15 protein-coding genes are annotated in these 21,338 nt (G+C 39.6%); 7 read left to right on the top strand and 8 right to left on the bottom strand.

Going from position 1 to position 21,338, the window contains the following annotated elements; all coding sequences use genetic code 11:
- Window positions 1-271: 271 nt before the first annotated feature.
- The 7 genes from GQR47_RS08960 to fusA all read left to right on the top strand — a co-directional run bounded on the left by GQR47_RS08960 (window position 272) and on the right by fusA (window position 9,166).
- On the top strand, window positions 272-1,513 hold the full coding sequence (locus GQR47_RS08960) for a porin (protein ID WP_024594934.1): 1,242 nt from the start codon (window positions 272-274) through the stop codon (window positions 1,511-1,513).
- A gap of 11 nt (window positions 1,514-1,524) precedes the next feature.
- Window positions 1,525-2,496, top strand: coding sequence for a tripartite tricarboxylate transporter substrate-binding protein (locus tag GQR47_RS08955; RefSeq protein WP_008136527.1), 972 nt, complete (start codon window positions 1,525-1,527; stop codon window positions 2,494-2,496).
- A 13-nt stretch (window positions 2,497-2,509) separates the two neighbouring features.
- The gene (locus GQR47_RS08950) at window positions 2,510-2,977 is read left to right on the top strand and encodes a tripartite tricarboxylate transporter TctB family protein (protein ID WP_008136528.1); all 468 of its coding nucleotides are present in this window, start codon (window positions 2,510-2,512) and stop codon (window positions 2,975-2,977) included.
- Window positions 2,978-2,980: 3 nt separating this feature from the next.
- Window positions 2,981-4,501, top strand: a complete 1,521-nt coding sequence (locus GQR47_RS08945; RefSeq protein WP_008136529.1) for a tripartite tricarboxylate transporter permease — start codon at window positions 2,981-2,983, stop codon at window positions 4,499-4,501.
- 11 nt (window positions 4,502-4,512) lie between these two features.
- On the top strand, window positions 4,513-6,135 hold the full coding sequence (locus tag GQR47_RS08940; protein ID WP_024597083.1) for a sensor histidine kinase: 1,623 nt from the start codon (window positions 4,513-4,515) through the stop codon (window positions 6,133-6,135).
- 14 nt (window positions 6,136-6,149) lie between these two features.
- Window positions 6,150-6,875 (top strand): response regulator, encoded by a 726-nt coding sequence (locus tag GQR47_RS08935; protein ID WP_008136531.1) that lies wholly within the window; start codon window positions 6,150-6,152, stop codon window positions 6,873-6,875.
- Window positions 6,876-7,081: 206 nt separating this feature from the next.
- Window positions 7,082-9,166, top strand: coding sequence for an elongation factor G (fusA, locus tag GQR47_RS08930; protein ID WP_004334977.1), 2,085 nt, complete (start codon window positions 7,082-7,084; stop codon window positions 9,164-9,166).
- Between the two features lie 474 nt (window positions 9,167-9,640).
- On the opposite strand, the gene mdoH is transcribed toward fusA, so the two are convergent.
- The 8 genes from mdoH to tatC all read right to left on the bottom strand — a co-directional run bounded on the left by mdoH (window position 9,641) and on the right by tatC (window position 21,302).
- Complete coding sequence (mdoH, locus tag GQR47_RS08925; RefSeq protein ID WP_024597082.1) at window positions 9,641-11,602, bottom strand: glucans biosynthesis glucosyltransferase MdoH; 1,962 nt, start codon at window positions 11,600-11,602, stop codon at window positions 9,641-9,643.
- The gene (locus GQR47_RS08920) at window positions 11,574-13,193 is read right to left on the bottom strand and encodes a glucan biosynthesis protein G (protein ID WP_024597081.1); all 1,620 of its coding nucleotides are present in this window, start codon (window positions 13,191-13,193) and stop codon (window positions 11,574-11,576) included. The genes mdoH and GQR47_RS08920 overlap by 29 nt, the downstream gene beginning before the upstream one ends.
- A 330-nt stretch (window positions 13,194-13,523) precedes the next feature.
- Window positions 13,524-16,256: an ExeM/NucH family extracellular endonuclease gene (locus GQR47_RS08915; RefSeq protein WP_024597080.1), complete on the bottom strand. Its 2,733-nt coding sequence runs from the start codon at window positions 16,254-16,256 to the stop codon at window positions 13,524-13,526.
- A 127-nt stretch (window positions 16,257-16,383) separates the two neighbouring features.
- Window positions 16,384-17,394 carry a porphobilinogen synthase gene (gene hemB, locus GQR47_RS08910; protein WP_024597079.1) on the bottom strand — a complete coding sequence of 337 codons (1,011 nt, stop codon included), beginning with the start codon at window positions 17,392-17,394 and terminating at the stop codon, window positions 16,384-16,386.
- Between the two features lie 12 nt (window positions 17,395-17,406).
- On the bottom strand, window positions 17,407-19,260 hold the full coding sequence (locus GQR47_RS08905; RefSeq protein ID WP_024597078.1) for a diguanylate cyclase: 1,854 nt from the start codon (window positions 19,258-19,260) through the stop codon (window positions 17,407-17,409).
- A complete protein-coding gene (locus GQR47_RS08900; protein ID WP_154903832.1) occupies window positions 19,260-20,045 on the bottom strand; it encodes a TatD family hydrolase in 786 nt (261 codons plus the stop codon). Before GQR47_RS08900 ends, GQR47_RS08905 begins: the two co-directional genes overlap by 1 nt.
- On the bottom strand, window positions 20,045-20,560 hold the full coding sequence (locus GQR47_RS08895) for a hypothetical protein (protein ID WP_004334960.1): 516 nt from the start codon (window positions 20,558-20,560) through the stop codon (window positions 20,045-20,047). The genes GQR47_RS08900 and GQR47_RS08895 overlap by 1 nt, the downstream gene beginning before the upstream one ends.
- Before the next feature lies 1 nt (window position 20,561).
- Window positions 20,562-21,302, bottom strand: a complete 741-nt coding sequence (gene tatC / locus GQR47_RS08890) for a twin-arginine translocase subunit TatC (RefSeq protein ID WP_004334958.1) — start codon at window positions 21,300-21,302, stop codon at window positions 20,562-20,564.
- Window positions 21,303-21,338 lie beyond the last annotated feature (36 nt).

The raw sequence follows: 21,338 nt of genomic DNA, 5'->3' as shown, positions 1-21,338 counted from the left end.
GCTTTATTAGAGCTGCAAAAATCCTATCTATTTATTCGTACGGTAATCATTCAAACCTTTAAAAGTGTTTATAAATCAAAATATAACAGTAACTGTTTTTGCTCTTTTTGTTCATGAACTTTATGAGCAAAAAGCATATAACGATCATCAATGCACCTTACCTTCTAAATATTTAGTTAATTTCACGTTAACAATAAGCTGCGAGTTAGATAGCAGTTTGTCGTCGCTTATCTACCTGACAATAAATACATACACAAGCGTGGAGAAAATAATGAAAGCAAGTAACACACAACTCGCTTTGGCAGTTGCTGCAGCATTAGCAAGTACATCCGTTTTAGCCGATAACGATACGCAAAAACTACAAGAGGAATTAGATGCGTTACAAAAAGAAGTAAGTGCACTAAAAAAAACCAGTGGTTTTAATTTAGAGTTTGGTGGACGGGTTCAGCTCGACTACAACTATTTTGATGGTGCTTACAATGCTGATAACGAGGGCTCTGGCGGGAGCAATTTTTTCCCTCGTCGTATTCGTACTTACGTTGAAAGTGAGCACGGAAATTGGGATCACAAGTTGTTACTCGAGTTTGCCGAAGGCACTGCTGAAATAGTGATGGCGCGTGTTCGCTATGCGTTTGATAACGGACTTAAAGTTAAAGCAGGTAAAATTCGCGAAGATATATCGCTAAATGCATTAACCAGTTCAAAGCACATTAATACAATTGAGCGTAGTTCGCTTGCCAATACTTTCTCCCCATTTTTTCGTTGGGGCGCTTCTGCCTATCAATATTTTAAAGACTCTGGCTTTCGTTACGCGATAGGCGTTTATAAAAATGATGCATTTGGTGCAACAGGTAGCGATGAAAACGATAAGCTTACTCTTGCTATTACTGGGCGTGCTACATGGTCGAGTACATCACCTGGCGATGTAATTCATTTAGGCGTGTGGCATTCATATCGCGATATGGGTGGCAATGAATTAGGCGCACGTTTTGCGCGTGGTGAAGTGCGCGAGACTAATACTCGCCTTGTTGATTATGCTGCTGGTGGTGTAACAAGCCCACTTGATAGTTTATCGCAAACCGGTCTTGAGTTTGCTTATCAGGCGGATTCTTTAACACTTGAGGCTGAATATGCAAGCCGCTCACTTGATGCCGCTAATAGTGCTGATTTTTTAGATGGCGAGCGCTTTGATGGTTTTCATGTATCGGCAAGTTACTTTTTAGGTGGAGAACAGCGCCAATACAAAGCGAGCTCTGCATTATTTGTACAACCTAAAAATATTAAAGATGCATGGGAGTTGGTGGCACGTGTTTCAGAAGTAGATGCTACAAGTAGCTTACAAGGCACAAAAGCGACAACTTATACATTAGGTACATCTTATTACGTAAGTAGTGATATTAAGTTTATGGGTAATCTAATTTACAGCGATGTAGAAGGTGCCGGTACTACTGCGCTGGTTGGCGACGAAGACTCTGGTATGGGCTTTAGTGCACGTATGCAGTATTTATTTTAAAGGGACACACAATGAAATTATTTAAATCATTACAAACGACCATACTTGCAGCATCGTTAGTACTTAGCAGCCCAATGGCAATGGCCGACACTCACTTTTTAATCCCTGGCGGACCTGGTGGTGGTTGGGATACAACAGCCCGTGGTATAGGCGAAGGTTTAGTTAAGTCAGGCATTGAAAATAATGCATCTTTTCAAAATATGTCTGGTGGTGGAGGCGGTCGTGCTATTGCGTATTTAATTGAGTCGGGCACTAAAAAGGGCGATATTTTAATGGTTAACTCAACGCCTATCGTATTGCGCGCGTTAAGTGGCCGAATTCCTTATAGCTATCGCGATTTAACACCTGTAGCCAGTATGATTGCAGATTATGGCGCGTTTGTAGTGCGTAACGATTCTCCATTTAAAACTTGGGAGGATGTTATTAAATCAATAAAAGAAGATCCAAGTTCGGTAAAAGTAGCGGGCGGTTCTGCTCGCGGCAGTATGGATCACTTAGTGGCGGCTCAAGCTGTTAAAGCTGCGGGTATAGATGGTCGACGCCTACGTTATATTCCTTACGATGCAGGCGGTAAAGCTAAGGCTGGGTTGCTTTCAGGCGAAGTGAATTTACTTTCTACTGGCTTAAGTGAAGCGCTTGAAGTAGCTAACGGTGGTCAAGCACGTATTTTAGCGGTTACATCGGGTGAGCCCTTACCTGATTACCCAAAAATACCCACACTTAAGTCACTAGGTTACGATATGGAATTTGTTAATTGGCGTGGTCTTTTTGCTGCACCTAATTTACCCGCTGAAAAGTTAGCACAGTACACAAAAAAACTACGTGAGTTGCAAAGTACACCTGAGTGGGAAGCTGTACGAGCTCGTAACGGTTGGCTAAATCTTTTTCAAGAAAAAGATGAGTTTATTAAGTCACTAGAAGCACAAGAAGTGCAGCTTAGAGCTGTAATGGAAGAGCTTGGCTTTATCCGCACATTGCCGTAATCGAGGTTTTAAAATGACGAATCGAGAATTAATAGGGCCAAGTTTATTCTTGGCGCTATTTACTTTATACGCTGTGGTTGCATGGCAAATTCCGCTACTACCGTTTGAAGAATACGAAACGGTTACCTCAGCGACACTTCCTAAAGTATATGCCGGGTTTGGTATTGTGGTGTGCTTACTTTCTATTGGTTCAACATTGCTTAAACCAAGAGAGAAAACTAATACTGATGATGTTCTTGAAAAGTCACACGTACTGCGCACCTTTGGTTTATTAATATTAATGGTAATTTATAGCGCGGCACTGGAGCCAATTGGTTTTTTAATTTCTACTAGTGCGTTTTTGCTTGCGGGCTTTTTTGTGATGGGCGAAAGACGTAAGGGAATTTTGCTATTTGCATCGATACCGGTTGCGGTGGTTTTTTGGTTTTTGATGACTCAAGTATTGGGTATTTACTTGGTTCCGGGCGATTTGTGGAGTTAAGTTATGTTTGATGGAATTATGCTTGGTTTGTCGACCGTGCTCGACTTTAATAATTTAATGTACGTTATAGCTGGCTGCTTGGTAGGTACTTTTATAGGTATGTTACCAGGATTGGGGCCAATTACCGCAATTGCCTTGATGATCCCAATTACTTACAGCATTGGCGCCGATTCGGGCATGATTTTAATGGCGGGTGTTTATTACGGCGCTATTTTTGGTGGCTCTACGTCATCTATTTTAATTAATGCGCCTGGCGTGGCGGGTACGGTAGCTTCCTCCTTTGATGGCTACCCGCTTGCTAAACAAGGGCATGCAGGTAAAGCATTGGCAATTGCTGCTTATTCCTCCTTTATAGGCGGAACGATTGGCGCCATATTATTAATGGTAGCTGCACCTTTATTAGCAAAAGTGTCATTGAGTTTTCAATCCCCTGATTATGTTGTGTTGATGTTTTTAGGCTTAACAGCTATTGCAGCATTTTCAAATAAAGGGCAATTTTTAAAAGCAATGATGATGACTGTGTTTGGCTTGATGCTAGCAACGGTTGGTATTGATCCATCATCAGGGACTGACCGATTTACCTTTGGGCAACCTGATTTACTCGACGGAATAAGCTTTTTACTGGTTGCTATGGCAACGTTTGCATTAGCCGAGGCGCTTGTAAATGTTGTAAAACCAGAGAAAAAAGATGCTAAAAACATTAATGACTCAGACACACCGCAAATAGGTTCAACCAAGTTAAGTAAAGCCGAGATTAAAGAGATAGCACCAGTGATTGGTCGCTCGTCTATTTTAGGTTTTATAGTGGGGGTGTTACCGGGTGCTGGTGCAACTATTGCAAGCTTTATGGCTTATGCAACAGAGCGAAATTTAGCGCCAAAAGGTTTGAAAGAAAAGTTTGGTAAAGGCTCATTACGTGGTTTAGCTGCGCCAGAGTCGGCAAATAATGCGGCGTGTACAGGATCGTTTGTTCCACTGTTAACGCTTGGTATTCCGGGCTCAGGTACTACGGCAATTATGCTAGGTGCTTTGATTGCTTACGGCATTCAACCAGGTCCAATGCTTATGCAAGAAAACCCAAGTGTATTTTGGGCGGTTATTGTAAGTATGTACTTTGGTAATATTGTACTGCTTATTTTAAATTTGCCGCTTATTCCTTACTTTGCAAAAGTATTAGCAATGCCTAAGTCGGTACTCACCGTGATGATATTGTTCTTTAGCTTAATTGGTGTTTACTTAGTGTCCTTCAATACCTTCGACTTATTTATGATGGTAGGATTTGCGGTGGTTGCGCTAGTATTGCGATTACTGTCATTTCCTATGGCACCACTATTATTAGGTTTTATATTAGGAGATATGATTGAGCGAAACTTCCGTCGTTCAATGATGATTTCTGATGGCTCATTAAGCTTTTTATGGGATCGTCCGCTAACATTGAGCATATTTGTAATTTCAATTTTAGTGCTGTTGTTTCCGTTAAAAGATTATTTAATGCAACGCCGTGCAGACAAAGTAAATGCATAATTGAGAATGAAATGAAAAACACCAACAAGCTAAATCCATTGCAAAACATGGTCACAAAACCTAAGCGATTAGAAACACGATTAATTATTTGGGTAACAGGATTGTGTGTATTGCAGGCTTTATTATTTGGCGCGTTGGTGTATCAACTTACAGCGCAAAGCTTACATAACCATATTGGTGATAAAGCATTAGCTGTGGCAAGCAGTATTGCCACACGTGCTGATGTAATTAATGCACTGAAAATACCTAGTGACTTAACCGCTATTAACATGAAAATTGAAGATTTACGACAGCTTGTAGGTGCTGATTTTATTGTTGTTGGCGATGAAAATGCGCTTCGTATTGTGCATCCAGATGAAGATAAAATTGGCAAAAAAATGGTCGGAGGCGATAGCAAAGCTGCATTAAAAGGTGAACGCTATATTTCGGTGGCCCATGGTAGCTTAGGTGAATCAATTCGTGGCAAAGTGCCGGTGTACGCAGGTAATAATGAAATAGTAGGCGTTGTATCGGTTGGTTTTTTAGTACAATCAATCGATCCGCTTATTCTCTCTCGCAGTAGTGAAATTTTAATATGGGGCTTAATACTTGTAGGTTTAAGTATACTGGCGGCTATTTATATTGGACAGCGTGTCAGAAATGCTATTTTTGGCCTGCAGCCAGATGAAATTGCACGTTTGTTTTCAGAACAAGATGCAATTTTAAATACGGTACGCAGCGGTATTATTGCACTCGACCCGGACGGAAAAGTACGAAAACTCAATCAACGCGCCTGCGAAATATTAGATAAACCAACTTCAATTCTTAATCAGAACCTCAGCTTAAACGATTTATTACCTGAACATGCAGAATTTTTATTGCGTAATCAGCGACGTAAAATAGTGGGTTTTGAATTATTTGCCGCCGATAAACGCCTTATATTATCGAGATTTTCTTTGCAAGTGCAAGGGCAGGCGGATGGTATTTTACTGAGTATGCGCCCCTCTGATGAACTTGAGTATTTAAGCCAACAACTTACTAAAGTTCAGGCTTTTGCAGAGCTTTTAAGGGTACAAACTCATGACTATTCTAATAAGCTCAACTTAATTGGTGCGTTAGTGCAAATGGGCAAAAACGAACAAGCTATAGAAATAATAGGGCAAGAAAGCCAGGGCTCTCAGGCACAAATTCATAACTTGTTAGAGCGCATACAAGACCCTGTGCTTGCTGGTTTGTTGGTGGGTAAATATCATAAAGCAAGAGAATTAAATGTTGCGCTTGAGCTTAACCCCGACAGCCTACTTGGTGTTATTGCACGTAAAGATATGCTCGAGCGAGTTGTGTCTATTTTAGGTAATCTTATAGATAATGCGATTGAGGCTGCTATTAGGTCATCGAACTCTCGCTCTGCAAAAGTACGGGTAACCGTTGATGAAACCAGCCAAACTCTCTTATTTGATGTAGAAGATACAGGCTTTGGGTTAGGTTCTGACCATGATGTTATTTTTACCCCTCAGTACAGCTCTAAATCAGGAGCAGAGCATGGTATTGGTTTATATTTAGTAAAAACAAATTTAGACTCATGCGGTGGCACGTTAGAAATTGGTGAGTCAGACCTACTTGGTGCAAGACTAAGTGTTTACATTCCAAAATAATAAGAGCATTAAACATGACGTATTCAGTAGTAATAATTGAAGACGAAGTAGAGGTAGCACAGCTATTAGCGCAGTACTTGTTATTACCAAATGGTGTCGCAGGTAGTCAAACGCCAAAGCAAAGTTTAAGGCAAGCACAGTATCAGGTAGTGGGCATTGCAGGTAATTTAAGCACGGCAACAGCCTTACTGCATGCAATTGAACCCGATTTGATTTTACTCGATATACATTTACCTGATGGTAACGGACTTGATTTATTGACCGACTTACGACGTCGAACGATTAAAAGTGAGGTTATGCTGCTCACTGCTGCAAAAGAGGTCGAAACCCTTGAAAAAGCAATGCAGTTAGGTGCATGCGACTTTTTAGTAAAACCATTAATGTTAAACCGACTTGATCAAGCACTCGCACGTTTTGAATCACGTCAGCAATGTTTTTCTGATGCAAGTGAAGTAACGCAGTCAATGGTTGATATGTTATTTGGTTCAAAGCAGCAAACCAACACGTCTGTTCGTTTACCAAAAGGGGTCGATCAACTTACCCTGCAAAAAATACATGATGCTTTTGTAGAGCACGCAACCACTGCATTTACTGCTCAGCAAATGGGCGATTTGGTCGGTGTGAGTCGCTCTACAGCACGCCGTTACTTAGAGTATTTGCTTGAATCAGGTAAGTTAACAGCGGATCAAAGTTATGGCAGTATTGGCCGTCCTGAACGTTGCTATAAAATAGCGAAGTAACTTGGTGTATCTGAAACTTAAGTATTAAACGCTATTAATTTCAATGCCTTGCGTTTTTTTTGTTATGTTTGATATTTAATAGATTCTGACGATAAAAAAAATATGTTGAATTGATTGCATTTTAAGCGGCTTGTATGGTGATGTTCGCATTAAGTGATGTTATACTCCTGCCGAATAATTTATCGACTTTATTAAGAGTAAAATTAATGGCAGATTTATCGAAGTACAGAAACATTGGTATTTTCGCGCACGTTGATGCGGGTAAAACCACGACTACTGAGCGTATCCTAAAGCTTACTGGTCAAATCCATAAAACAGGTGAGGTTCATGATGGTGAATCTACTACTGACTTCATGGAACAAGAAGCTGAGCGCGGTATTACTATCCAGTCTGCGGCTGTAAGCTGTTTCTGGAAAGATCACCGTTTTAACGTTATCGATACTCCTGGACACGTTGACTTCACAGTTGAAGTATACCGTTCACTTAAAGTATTAGATGGCGGTGTTGGTGTATTCTGTGGTTCTGGTGGTGTTGAACCACAATCAGAAACTAACTGGCGCTATGCTAACGAATCAGAAGTTGCACGTATTATCTTTGTAAATAAATTAGACCGTATGGGTGCTGATTTTTACCGTGTAACTGAGCAAGTACGTAAAGTACTTGGCGCAACTCCACTAATCATGACTTTACCAATCGGTATCGAAGATGAGTTTGTTGGTGTTGTAGATGTTTTAACTAAAAAAGCGTACGTATGGGATGACACTGGTCTTCCAGAAAACTACGAAATCACTGACGTTCCTGCAGACATGGTAGAAAAAACTGATGAATACCATGAAATGCTTATCGAAACTGCTGTAGAGCAAGACGATGACCTTATGGAAGCGTACATGGAAGGTGAAGTACCTTCTATCGAAGATATCAAGCGTTGTATCCGTAAAGGTACTCGTGACCTTGCTTTCTTCCCTACGTTCTGTGGTTCTGCTTTCAAAAACAAAGGCATGCAACTAATCCTTGATGCTGTTGTTGACTACTTACCTGCTCCAACAGAAGTTGATCCTCAACCTCTTATGGATGAAGAAGGTAACGAAAATGGCGAATTCGCAATCGTATCTGCTGACGAACCTTTCAAGGCGCTAGCATTTAAGATAATGGATGACCGTTTTGGTGCATTAACTTTCGTACGTATCTACTCAGGTAAGCTTAATAAGGGTGACACTATCCTTAATGCGTTTACTGGTAAAACTGAGCGTGTTGGCCGTATGGTTGAGATGCAAGCAGATGACCGTAACGAATTAACTAGCGCACAAGCTGGTGACATCATTGCTATCGTAGGCATGAAAAATGTGCAAACTGGTCACACTCTATGTGATCCTAAGCACCCAGTAACACTTGAGCCAATGGTATTCCCAACTCCAGTAATCTCGATTGCTGTACAGCCTAAAGATAAAGGCGGTAATGAGAAAATGGGTGTTGCTATCGGTAAAATGGTTGCAGAAGATCCATCTTTCCAAGTTGAGACTGATGAAGATTCAGGCGAAACTATCCTTAAAGGTATGGGTGAGCTTCACTTAGATATCAAAGTTGATATCCTTAAGCGTACTTACGGTGTAGACCTTATCGTTGGTCAACCACAGGTTGCTTACCGTGAAACTATCACTCGTGAAATCGAAGATAGCTACACGCATAAGAAACAATCTGGTGGTTCTGGTCAGTTCGGTAAAATCGACTACCGCATCAAGCCAGGCGAAGTTGCTTCAGGCTTCACGTTTAAATCATCAGTTGTTGGTGGTAACGTACCTAAAGAATTCTGGCCTGCAGTTGAGAAAGGCTTTAAGTCAATGATGGGCGAAGGTGTTCTAGCTGGCTTCCCAGTATTAGACGTTGAAGTTGAACTTTTTGACGGTGGTTTCCATGCCGTGGATTCATCAGCAATCGCGTTCGAAATCGCTGCTAAAGGTGCTTTCCGCCAATCGATCCCTAAAGCGGGCGCACAACTTCTTGAGCCAATCATGAAAGTTGACGTGTTCACTCCAGAAGATCACGTTGGTGACGTAATCGGTGACCTTAACCGTCGTCGTGGTATGCTAAGCGACCAAGAAGCTGGTTTAACTGGCGTTCGCATTAAAGCTGACGTTCCGTTATCAGAAATGTTCGGTTACATTGGTTCACTACGTACAATGACATCTGGTCGTGGTCAGTTCTCTATGGAGTTCTCACACTACGCACCATGTCCACAAAACGTAGCTGACACAGTAATCGCTGCAGAAAAAGAGAAAAAAGCTGCTAAGTAATTAGTTTCTTAACTCTTTAAAAAAACCCGCACATGTTGCGGGTTTTTTATTACCTATAATTTGGTTTTATTCTTTATAGGTTTTTATAACTGCTCTTTATTATTAATTAGTCCTATATTTTTAATTAATGAAAAGGTACTAGATAGAAATTTATTTATATTGTTACAAAGCAGGGATTTGTTATACACGTCTATGCACAGAGCGTTATATCAATAGTGAGGAAATTACTGTTGTATCATTTAGCTCGTTTTTTCTTTTCACTATTTTAAAGTAGAACTGGAGAATGGTAAGGTTTTTCATTTTTATAACTGGCAACTTGATGATGAAACGCAATCAGTTATTTCTAAAATGTACTGTAATAAGTTAGCTAGAAAAATAGAAAATATTAGCGGCAAGTGCAGCGCATGATTTTTTAATTTAGATAGAAAAAAGGAGCAATTAATTGCTCCTTTTTTGTTTTTATTTTATAACGCGCTAATTAAACTTTTTTATAGCCTTAGCTTTTAGCGCTTTCATCTTTAGCCTGCGTGGCTTTTTAAAAGATTGTATAGGCATTGATACCATATGCTCTTGTGGCAGTGCCGGAATTGTTTGTGGGTAAGTTCCTTCCTCTGGCACGGAAATCTCTTTTAGATGTACTTTAAGCGCCTCTAGAGTTGAGTCGTTATCAACTTCACTAGGGCAAATAAATATACCTAACTTTCTTAGCTGTACGCCGAGTTTGATACTACTGGTATAACGGATAATTGGAGCACCTAATACTAAGCCTAATAATATAGGTGATAGCCACCAAAAGAATACAGGTGTGAAGTAGTAGGCTGTGCTGCCCCATGCTATAGCCACAATAGTAGAGAATAACGTATAACCAAACGCTTCTTTCCACGGGACCATACGACCTTCGCGCGGTTGTGCATCCCACTTCACTTTTTTGCCTAAAAATACGCAAAGTACAAAGTAAGCATGAAATACCATCATTAATGGCGCAACAATAATAGCAAATACAGTTTCAATAATTGAACCTAGAATTAATTTAATTGAACCACCAAAGCGTTTGTTTCTATGTATTAGGGTGACTATTACGCCCATTAATTTAGGCATTAATAAAATAACAATAGTTAAATACAAGAGTGAATCAATAAGATCGGTTTTAGCTATTTGCCATGTAGGAAATAATTGATAAACACGATTAAAGTACACATCACTATTTAATGCGCGCGTTACTGCATCAATAGTACTTAGCGCTAGCATTGAGAGCCAAATTAGTGATGAAATATAGGCTGTTGCACCTAATAGAAAGTGCAGCTTACTCATTAATTTTAATTTAGATGATGATAGTAAACCTAAGTGCTGAATATTACCCTGTACCCAGCGTCTATCGCGTACAGCATAATCGAGAATATTACTTGGTACTTCTTCGTAGCTGCCTTCAATATCTGATAGTAATAGTACATCCCAACCTGCACTATGAAGTAGTGATGCTTCTACAAAATCATGACTTAAAATCTCACCGCCAAAAGGTGCGTTACCTTTAAGTGTTGGCAAGCCACAGCACGTTATAAATGCTTCAACTCTAATGATTGCATTATGACCCCAGTAGTTGGCTTTATCTGTTTGCCAAAATGCTGAGCCAGTAGCGAGCATTGGGCTATATAGCACTGACGCAAACTGTAAAAAACGACCAAAAAAGGTATCTTGACGAACAGGTATCGGAATTGTTTGGATCAGGCCTGCTTGTGGGTTGTTTAGCATGCTTGTAGTAAGTTCTAACATACATTTACCGGTCATTACGCTATCTGCATCAAGCACAATCATATGGTCGTAATTACTTCCCCAGCGCTCACAAAAGTCGGTTAGGTTACCTACTTTGCGGTGTTTGTTATCTTCGCGACGACGATAAAAAACATGCTTTGCTGTATCCCCTAAACGTTCGCACAATGCATGCCATGCACTTAGCTCGTTTTTAACTATTTGAGGGTCTTGTGTATCGCTTAATAAATAAAAATCAAAATTATCAAGCTGACCAGTTTCTTTTAACGATTGTAGACTTACTTCAAAGCCCGCTATAACACGGTGGGTATCTTCGTTATAAATAGGCATTACAACGGCGGTTTTCTGAGCGTTAATTGCCTCGTTATTGAACTCAATTGGTTTAATACGTTTTAACGTAAGCGGGTCAATTCGAAATAACTGTAGTACAAAGCCGATTGTGCCACTACAAAAAGCCGTTACAATCCAAGCAAATGTGATTGAGAATAATACTAAAAGGGCATACTCAAGTAATGTCATACCGTTTGAGCTTAAAATCTCAAACATAATAGATATGCCGTAGCCAGATGTGCCAAGTGCCGCAATGGCAAATAGCCATACTCTTAGTGTTTTGAATGGCATTGGAGTGCCCCTACCTTTATTACTTGATGTCATTTGGGTACCAAACATAGCTCCATACCTCGCTAATTTCTTTGTCACGTAGTTTTAACGATAAACGCATATCAACGGGTTGATCGTCCTGTGGTGCAATTTTAAAGGCTACACGCCATCCACGTGAATCCGGAAGTTTTTGTACATTCACGTCGGTTACTTCGCCTGTTGTAAGTTGAATGTCGGCATCTAGTTTTAACTGTTTAGACAGTTGATTTATTTCTGATCCAGTAAAATCAACAGTAAATTGGCGGTGGCTTTTTGGTGGTGGGTTGTCCTCACCAGGTAAAGCGGCGCTACCAATTCTTGTACGTAGTACACGTGCTTTCTCGTGCTGAGTTAAAACTGAATTAAAGGTGGTCATTTTGTAGCTTAATTTTAATGAATCTCCGGCCTTCATTGGTTTTTCTGGTACCCAGTAACTTACGATATTGTCGTTAGTTTCTGTATCAGTCGGTATTTCTACAAGCTCTACACGACCATTTCCCCACTCACCTTGTGGTTCAATCCATAGGCTAGGGCGGTCGTGGTAATGTGCTTCTGTGTCTAGATAGTTATTAAAGTATCGGTCTCGTTGAGCTAACCCAAAACCTTTTGGGTTATTGTACGAAAATGAAGTAACGCTGAGTTGTGATGGGTTGTTAAGAGGGCGCCATACCCACTTGTCATCAGCAGATTGAGTTAATAAGCCATCCGAGTCATGAACTTCAGGGCGATAGTCATCAAAAAATTTGGTGCTGTTTTCGCCGTGATAAAACATACTCGTTAATGGTGCTACACCTAGTTTTTTAATATCTTTACGCGCAAAAATCTGCATATCAACATCAACTAGCATATTCGTTGTAGGGTCGACGCTAAATTTGTACGCACCAGAAATAGATGGACTATCCAACAATGCAAAAATGGTGATTTGTGTTTGCTCTGCCTTTGGTTTAACTAACCAAAACTCTTTGAACATTGGAAATTCTTCACCCGAATTCTCAGCAGTATCAATGGCAAGGCCTCTTGCTGATAAGCCATAAACTTGTTGAGGGCCAACGACTCTAAAATACGATGCTCCCTGAAATACCATTACTTCGTCTTTATACTCGTTAGTATTTAATGGGTAATGTAAGCGAAATCCAGCATGGCCTAGTTGAGTGCCCGCCACACTTTTAGCTATTTCTTCTTGTAGTGGTGCAGCAGTGCCATCGTATTGGTAAAAGTCGGTGCTGAAAGGTAAGCGGCTACGTTTAGAGTCGCTATCAACAGTATTTATTGTTACAGGTGTTTTATATAAAAAACCAGGGTGGAATAATTGCAGCTCGTACAGGCCTTCATCTTTCCACACCGCTTTGTCTTTTTTAAATCGAATTGAACGGTAGTCTTGATAATCAATATTATTTAGTGCTTCAAGCTCGATGTTTTTAGGTGCCACATATTCTTCGCTTGCTAGCTTTTTAGCGCGAGCGCTAATTACATCAAATAAGCTACTTTGTGGAATTGCTACATCAACAGTTGCAGCAATCGCTTGGTTGCTATTGCCCCAAGTCGAAAAAATAATAAGTAGACCCAGTAGTGGTGCTGACTTTTTTTGCCATTTAGGCAAGTTTTGGGTTAGTTGTTTCATTCTCATTCCTTTATAAAAACACGACTTATTTTTACGTTTAGGGTAAATATTGATTTTGTTTTGTAAGTATCTTCTAATTTACTTAAAGCAAAATGTGAACCCTTATAAAAGTTCATATTTATCAATAGGAAAACCAATATACGTAACTCATTGAGGTTTTTGTTGTGTAAAATTCACTCAATCTTATGTAGTTGTTACTGATTAATTACTAGAAGACTCACTAATCGTATGAACATATTACGGGGAGTTTAATGAAGCTTGTCTGAATTACATTTGTATAAAATAAAAAAGCCGCAAAAGCGGCTTTTTATATGTTTAGATTTTACTTAATTATTTCTTTTTAAATCGACGCACTATTGATAGTGGTGCTAAAAGAAGTGATAACCATAATAATGAACCTGCATCATTATCATCATCTGAGCGTAAGTTATTTACCTTAACGGCTACTTTTTCAATGTTTGATAAGTTACCAGCACTATCTTGAGCTTGTACTGTTAAAGTAATACGATTTTCGAATTCGTAATCAATCTCTCCAGCAACAATTAACTGCCCCTCATTGTTAATAGAAACGCTGTCATTATCAGATGTAATAAATTTAACAACAGGTGATTCATCGGCATTTGGATCACTAAAATCGAGCGTGCCGATAATTGTGCCAATTGCGCTGTTTTCATCGATTGCAAAAACTTGATCGGCTGCAATTACAGGTGTTTGCTCTTCAGGCGTTAAAGTAATTTCAGATTTAATGTCAATAATCACAGGGTCATGGTCTGATGCGCGGTATGCACTTTCAGAGTACAAGCTAGATTGTTGACCTTCGCTTTTAAACTCTACATTGTAATCAAGTGAAATAGGTTCATCTGCGTTGATATGCCAATCTGTTGCAGCGACAACTTTGCTAAGTAATGATTGTGTAGCTACTGCATGGTCTAAACTTCCTGCACGACCAGAAAAGCTATAAGAATAACCAAGTGTATCACCATCAATTTCAGCAACTACATTTTTGTAGCCTTTATCAGCAAATGCACGTATTGGATCTTCCATTGCGTAAGCATTCATATCGCCGACTAAAATAGTATCTTCGTCATCAACACCGGTTGGTTTGCTATCAAGCCAATCTGCGAATGCATTAGCACCTTGCGTGCGTATTTCATTCCAACAGCCTTGGCCATCAGCTAAATCTGCATTATTTCCAGAAGCACTACCACAGCTTTTAGATTTAAGATGTGACACAGCAACAGTAAATACTTCATCAGTTTCTATTGATTTAAAGCTTTGTGCAATTGGAGCACGGTTACTAAAATCAAATGGAGCCTCAGTTGTAATGGCTGCAGTGCCTACTTCTTCTACTTTGTTAGCACGATAGATAAGTGCGGTAGTAATTGCATCGGTACCAATTTGATCTACGTTAAAATCAACAAATGCATAGTTGTTAGCACTATCTGCATCATTTAATGCATCTACTAAGCTAGCAATTGCACTAAATTCGCCAAAGCCATCATTCTCAATTTCCATTAAACCAACAACATCGGCCTCAATAGCGCTAATAGCACTTACAATTTTAGCTTCTTGACGAATAAATTCAGCTTCAGTATCTGCACCTCGAGATGTAGGGAACCCTCCGCCTTGGCCATCACCATTGAAGTAATTAAGTACGTTAAAGCTAGCTACACGTAAATCTGCTTCAGCATTAAGTTCAGGCGCATCTTCACGTGCATTTGTTGCAATAAACGAAGGCGCTAAAGTTGGGTGAATTCGGTAAAGACCGAAGCTATAAGCAAGTGCCCCTGTAACAGTATTAACAGTATCGCCAGTTCGTAATGTATTTTCTGCCGACAAGCCTGGAGTTGGATAAGCTGTAGGGTCTAAGTTTTGTACTGTAGAGCCATCATCTATTAAAATCTTTTTAAGTAGATTTTCAGTTTCAACTGCATTAGCAGCATCGCCAGGTAACGCAACCTGAGTACCTTGGTACAAGCGCTCTGTTGCTAATTCAACTTCACCATATCGACCAAGACCAAAGTTATTAGTCACTACTAATGGTTGCTCTAATGTGACTAACATACCTTCAAAAGCTTCTAAATCAGTTGTATTAGCTAAAGGTAAAGTGATTTTTGTAGCTGCTGCAGCTAAACCAGTGCCACACACTGCAACTTGGCTAACACTGCCAATTTGTGTTGCATCAAAATACTCTTCAACAGTACCTTGTATACGTACATGGTCGCCTACATTCACGTCAGTATCTGCAAAATATACAAATACACCTTCAGAGGTAAGTGGATTTGCATCTATATCAGCAGCCAGTGAGCTAACAAAAAAGCCTTTTAATTGTTCATCACCTTGAAAATCGGCGCTTACAACACCTTCAAGCTCTACTAATGTACCTACAAGTGGGCTAGCAGAGCCGTCACCTTGAATAGCATTTATTAGTGTTTTTTCTGCACCACAAACAAGTGGTTCAAGTGGTTCTGGCTCAGGGTCTGGCACAGGAGCGGTACCGCCGTTTCCTGTGTGTGAACCTAATCCATCAAAGGTGTCAATATCAAACTGTTCCCACTCTTCGCTAGGATCAAAAATGGCTGTCGAGTCAGTTCGGCCTGTGGTAATGCTATCTTTTCTTCGCAGCGTTTTGTTAACCGTAGTTACACCCCCTTCAGACCACTCTGAACCCGGATCAACACCAACTTGACCAAAACTATCAACAATTACACCGTCTTTAGTTAAAACAAGGGCATCATCACCGTTATAGTAGGTTACTGTGCTGGTTTCATCTGCAATATCAAGTATTGCAGCTGCTGCACTGGGGTTTGAAATAATGTAGGTGGTATTGGCGGCCAATGTTCCGGTTAAATCAATCGAGTTGCCAATCGAACTGCTACCATTTGAATAGAGTCCTAAAGTATAACCTTCAAGAGAAAGCTCCGTATCAGCATTATTATAAAGCTCGATTGCTTTATTATTACTGCTTCCCTCTATATATTCTGAAATGATTAGATCAGCGGATGCTGGTGCACTGAGACTTGCTATAACAAGTGCGAGTGGTGTTATTTTTGTTTTAAACATTTTTTTATTATTCCCGTGTATTAATCCCAAAATGGGACACCAGTTTAGAGAATAAATATGACGAAAATAATACAAAAATGTAAATGAATGTAAACAAAAGGCGGTTTAACCGCCTTTTAATAAAAAATTACTTTTTAGCTAGATATTTTGCGGCTTGCTTAGCAAAGTAGGTTAATATTCCATCGGCTCCTGCACGCTTAAATGCAAGTAAAGATTCCATTATTGTAGCCTCTTCACTTAACCAACCGTTATCAATTGCTGCTTTGTGCATTGCATACTCGCCACTTACCTGATATGCGAAAGTAGGTACACCAAATTCGTCTTTAACACGCCGTACAATATCTAAATAAGGCATACCGGGCTTTACCATAACCATATCAGCGCCTTCTTGTAAGTCTAATGCGACTTCACGTATTGCTTCATCAGAGTTTGCTGGATCCATTTGGTAAGTTTTTTTATCAGCACCTTTTAAGTTACCAGCAGAGCCTACAGCATCTCTAAATGGGCCATAGTAGCTAGATGCGTATTTAGCTGAGTAGGCCATAATTCGAGTATGAATAAACCCATCAGCTTCAAGTGCTTCGCGAATAGCGCCAATACGACCATCCATCATATCAGAAGGGGCAACAACATCAGCACCAGCTTCTGCATGGGAAAGTGCTTGTTTAACTAAAATTTCAGTAGTGACATCATTAATAACATAACCTGAATCATCAATAATACCGTCTTGGCCATGCGTAGTGAAAGGGTCAAGTGCTACATCAGTAATCACACCCAACTCAGGAAAAGCTTCTTTTAACGCTCTTACGGTGCGTTGTGCTAAGCCATCATCGTTATATGCTTCTTCGGCAAATAATGATTTTTTATCCGCAGGCGTTACTGGAAAAATAGCAACGGCAGGTACGCCAAGTTCAACGAGTTCTTTTGCTTCAACAAGCAGTAAATCAATTGATAGCCGCTCAATACCAGGCATTGATTCAATTACCTCGCGGCGATTTTTACCATCAAGTACAAATACAGGGTAAATTAAATCATTTACGCTAAGCTGGTTTTCAGCCATTAAGCGGCGAGAAAAGTCGCTGCGGCGCATTCTGCGCATGCGAGTATATGGGAAAAGGTCTAATCCTGATTGGGCCATGTTAATATGCTCCTACTGTGGTAATGGAAAAGTAATTACTTGATTACGGCCATGCTGCTTTGCGTAATAAAGTGCTTTGTCGGCGCACTCAGTAAAAATTTGAGGGTTGCTAACATCGTCAGCAATACTGGTGTATACACCAGCGCTAATAGTAAATTGAATATCATTATTGGCAACCGTTACTGTACTTACTGAGATATCAGCTCGTATTTTTTCAGCTATGTCTTGTGCGCCTTCACTAGGGGTATTAGGTAATAGCACAACAAATTCTTCACCGCCATAACGGGCAACTTCATCGAGTGGTCGTTTTAAATGGTCTTTTATAAGGTCAGACACTGCTTTAATAACTTGATCGCCAATGATATGGCCGTACGTGTCGTTGATATTTTTAAATCGATCTATATCAAGCATAACAATGCTAAGCGGCGTTTGTTCTCGACGAGAGCGACGAAGCTCCATTACCAGTTTTTTATCAAAAAAGCGTCTGTTTTTTATTCCAGTCAATGCGTCTTCAGTATTTAGTAACTCAAGTGAGCGGTTTTTTTCTTCAAGCTCTCTAAGCGTCACTTGTAATTCAAAGGTGCGCTCGTCCACCTGAGATTCAAGTTCTTGGCGAGTTTTTTCTTGTAATTTTAAGCGCTCTTTAAGTAGTGTATCTTGTGCTGTGTTTTCAGCAATCAAGGTTTGTTGAGCAATCACTTCTTCATCGCGTTGTAAAATAAATAACTTCATTACGCTGTAGCATAAGCAAAAAGTGCAGCCAAAAAAGCATGCAAATACAAATGCGAGCGTACTTCTGTCAAAGGCGTATAGGCCCATTACTGCAACAGTAAAATAAAGCATTACCACCAAGAAAAAAACCAATACAAGTAATAGTGCTTTGTTTGGTTTAGAAGGCGTTAAACGCACGCACATAAACGTAGTTACAATATAAAAGCCTAAAACGATTGGAGTAGTGATTAAACAAAATAATGTAACTATGTTGTTTGGAAGTAGCCAAATAAATAATAACGAAATGGCTAAAGCGTTAACTACAACTTTTTGAATAGTTAGCAGAAGAGAGGGCCTGGGATGGCAAACTTGCTTCTGCAAAGGCAAAAACAATAAAGTGATAAGCATAAGTAATATAGGGGTCATAACTTGCTGTAATGCAGGCAAATTAGGATGAACGTACCTTAAGCCAAAACCACAAAGGTAGGCTAATACACTACCTAATGTGAGAGATATAACCCCAGCATAAACAAAATAACCTTTACGTGAAAAACCATATAAAACTATGCAACTCACACCCAAAGAAAATATAAAACCAATCAATAAGCCATAGAGTAAATTGATTTTTCCTTTGTGTGCCAAATAAGCTTCTGGTTGCCACAGTGTTAAAGGGACTCGCAAGCCTGAACTATTCGCCACTTTCATTATAATAAGCGTTTCGCTATTTGCAGGGCTGAGCAGTTTAACTAATAAAGATTCACTTTTAATTGTGCGCTTATATAAGGGGTAGGCACCACCAATTTGAGTATAAGAAAGTAATTGCGAGTTATGTAATTGATATACTTGAACGTCGTTTAGCAAAGGATTGTTTAGTGACAATATTTGCTCAGTATTATAACTAAGTGTATTTTTTATTTTAAATTTTATCCATACAGGACGCTGCTCTAGTCCTAAATTAAGGGGTTTTGCTGTGTTTTTTTGCCACTGTATATGGCTACTTTGTTGTGCACTTAATAGCGACGTTGGTTCAAAAGAGTAATACAGGTTATTAATGTTTTGAGAGTTAAAATCGTGTTTTATTATTACTGGGTTTGCGAAACAGCAAAAAGTGCAAAGGAATACTAATAGGCTTAAAAGTGCCTTTGCATAGGCCATTAACGATCTTCTAAACCAAAAACACGGTGAAAGTTTTCTGTAGTTTTACGGGCCACAACTTCTTCATCTATTTGATAAAGTTGTGCAACCGTTTGACAGATATAAGGAAGCAGGGCAGGTTCATTTTTACGTGATTTAGGTTTTGGTTTAACTGTTCGTGGAATTAAAAATGGTGCATCAGTTTCTATTAATAATCGATCTAGAGGAATGCTAGGCACTAGCTGTTGTAAATCTTTTCCACGCCTTTCATCACATACCCAACCCGTTATACCAATATATAGACCTAAATCTAAATATTGCTTTAGAGCTGCTGAGTTACCCGTAAAGCAGTGGAGTACACCGCGAATACTAAACTCTTTTAAAATACTTAGCATGTCGTCACTTGCATCACGTTCATGCAAGTAAACAGGTAAATCTAATTTCTCTGCAAGTGCTAATTGGCGCCTAAAAACACTACGCTGTACATCGCGAGGCGAAAAGTCGCGGTTATAATCAAGGCCACATTCACCAATAGCAATAACATGCTTATTATTTGCAAGTACAGTTAGTTGTGCTTCTAGTTCATTAGTGGCTGATTTTGCATCATGTGGGTGGATACCCGCCGTAGAATACTGAAGATGCTTTGTTGCAAGTTCAAGTGATTGCTGACTGCTTGCAATATCACAACCAATAATAAGCATATTTGTAACACCCGCTTCATTGGCACGGGTAATTACATCGTGATGCTGCTCATCAAATTGATGATTAGTTAAGTTAACTCCAGCATCAATTAATGTATATGACATTACTTAGTACGTTTAACGCGAATAGAGCGGTTTTCACCGTCAATTTTAAGTAAAAATGAGTTAAAAACACCACGGCTAATTACAATCGTATCGTTCTTTTTCAAGCGCATGCTGTCAGAGCCAATTTGACGCCATTGTTGACCGTTATCTAGCGAAATAATTAACTCGCCGTAAGCAGCTTCTTCAACTGAAGCAACCATCGCTTTAATTTCAGCGTCTTTTTCTGTCTGTGATTTTTTGTACTCTAACCCAAATTCATCAGCTGTTGTTTTTACTTCTGTTGGTGTTGTGGCTACTGCCTGAGGCACATTATTAGCTGTTGGTGGTGTGAGCGTTTTTGTTACTGATGGCTTAACCAGTGACTTACCCGCGATGGTATTATCGTAACAAAGTAAGCGGTTAAAATCGTTTTCAATAAAGCTACATGCTTGTAACGCTTGAGTATTAAACTCTGTTTGCGCAGCAAAAGTCGGTGCGCTTAATAAAACCAATAGTGAGAGTAGTTGTTTTTTCATTTTATTCCTCAGATTCTTTTTGTGGTTTAGCGGTATAAAACTTTGCTAAAATTAGACCTAGCTCAAACAGAAGAAGCATCGGAAATGCTAACAATGTTTGTGATAATACATCAGGCGGTGTTAAAAACATCGCGACTACAAAAACACCCACTACGATATAAGGGCGCTTTTCTTTTAAGCTTTTTGTTGTTGTTGCACCACTCCAGCATAGCAACATAATAGCCACTGGAATTTCGAAAGCGACGCCAAATGCAAAAAACAACTTTAATACAAATCCTAGATAACTACTTATGTCAGGTGCAAGGGTCATCATTTCGGGACCGGTACTTGTAAAAAACCCTAAAATAATTGGCAGAACTACAAAGTAACAAAAGGCTATGCCGCCATAAAATAATATTATACTTGAGGCGAGAATAGGCATGAGCATTTTCTTTTCGTGCTGATATAAACCCGGCGCTATAAACCCCCAAACTTGATGCAATATCCATGGAATCGACGCAAATAAAGCGACAAATAAAGTAAGTTTGAAAGGTGCAAAAAAGGGAGCTGTTACATCGGTTGCAATCATGGTTGCCGTACTTGGCAAATGCGAGACTAACGGCTGTGCAACAAAAGCATAAATATCATTTGCAAAATATACTATGGCAATAAAAATAACAAAAATGCTTAGTAGCGCTTTTATTAGCCGATCACGCAACTCAATTAAATGAGCTACAAACCCTGATTTTACTTCCTCAGCCATTATTTTTTATACCATGTAGTAAGTTGACCACAAAGT

It is taken from the genome of Pseudoalteromonas sp. Z1A2 (assembly GCF_011378755.1).
Taxonomy (GTDB): domain Bacteria; phylum Pseudomonadota; class Gammaproteobacteria; order Enterobacterales; family Alteromonadaceae; genus Pseudoalteromonas; species Pseudoalteromonas distincta.
This window is presented reverse-complemented; position numbering and strand designations above follow the sequence as displayed.

Bases quoted from the DNA above. Each gene is read 5' to 3' on its own strand.
- GQR47_RS08895 (WP_004334960.1), bottom strand. From the start codon at position 20,560: ATGAAAAAACAACTACTCTCACTATTGGTTTTATTAAGCGCACCGACT.
- hemB (WP_024597079.1), bottom strand. From the start codon at position 17,394: ATGGCCCAATCAGGATTAGACCTTTTCCCATATACTCGCATGCGCAGA.
- GQR47_RS08900 (WP_154903832.1), bottom strand. From the start codon at position 20,045: ATGTCATATACATTAATTGATGCTGGAGTTAACTTAACTAATCATCAA.
- GQR47_RS08920 (WP_024597081.1), bottom strand. From the start codon at position 13,193: ATGAAACAACTAACCCAAAACTTGCCTAAATGGCAAAAAAAGTCAGCA.
- GQR47_RS08935 (WP_008136531.1), top strand. From the start codon at position 6,150: ATGACGTATTCAGTAGTAATAATTGAAGACGAAGTAGAGGTAGCACAG.
- GQR47_RS08950 (WP_008136528.1), top strand. From the start codon at position 2,510: ATGACGAATCGAGAATTAATAGGGCCAAGTTTATTCTTGGCGCTATTT.
- GQR47_RS08945 (WP_008136529.1), top strand. From the start codon at position 2,981: ATGTTTGATGGAATTATGCTTGGTTTGTCGACCGTGCTCGACTTTAAT.
- GQR47_RS08905 (WP_024597078.1), bottom strand. From the start codon at position 19,260: ATGGCCTATGCAAAGGCACTTTTAAGCCTATTAGTATTCCTTTGCACT.
- mdoH (WP_024597082.1), bottom strand. From the start codon at position 11,602: ATGTTTGGTACCCAAATGACATCAAGTAATAAAGGTAGGGGCACTCCA.
- tatC (WP_004334958.1), bottom strand. From the start codon at position 21,302: ATGGCTGAGGAAGTAAAATCAGGGTTTGTAGCTCATTTAATTGAGTTG.
- GQR47_RS08915 (WP_024597080.1), bottom strand. From the start codon at position 16,256: ATGTTTAAAACAAAAATAACACCACTCGCACTTGTTATAGCAAGTCTC.
- fusA (WP_004334977.1), top strand. From the start codon at position 7,082: ATGGCAGATTTATCGAAGTACAGAAACATTGGTATTTTCGCGCACGTT.
- GQR47_RS08960 (WP_024594934.1), top strand. From the start codon at position 272: ATGAAAGCAAGTAACACACAACTCGCTTTGGCAGTTGCTGCAGCATTA.
- GQR47_RS08955 (WP_008136527.1), top strand. From the start codon at position 1,525: ATGAAATTATTTAAATCATTACAAACGACCATACTTGCAGCATCGTTA.
- GQR47_RS08940 (WP_024597083.1), top strand. From the start codon at position 4,513: ATGAAAAACACCAACAAGCTAAATCCATTGCAAAACATGGTCACAAAA.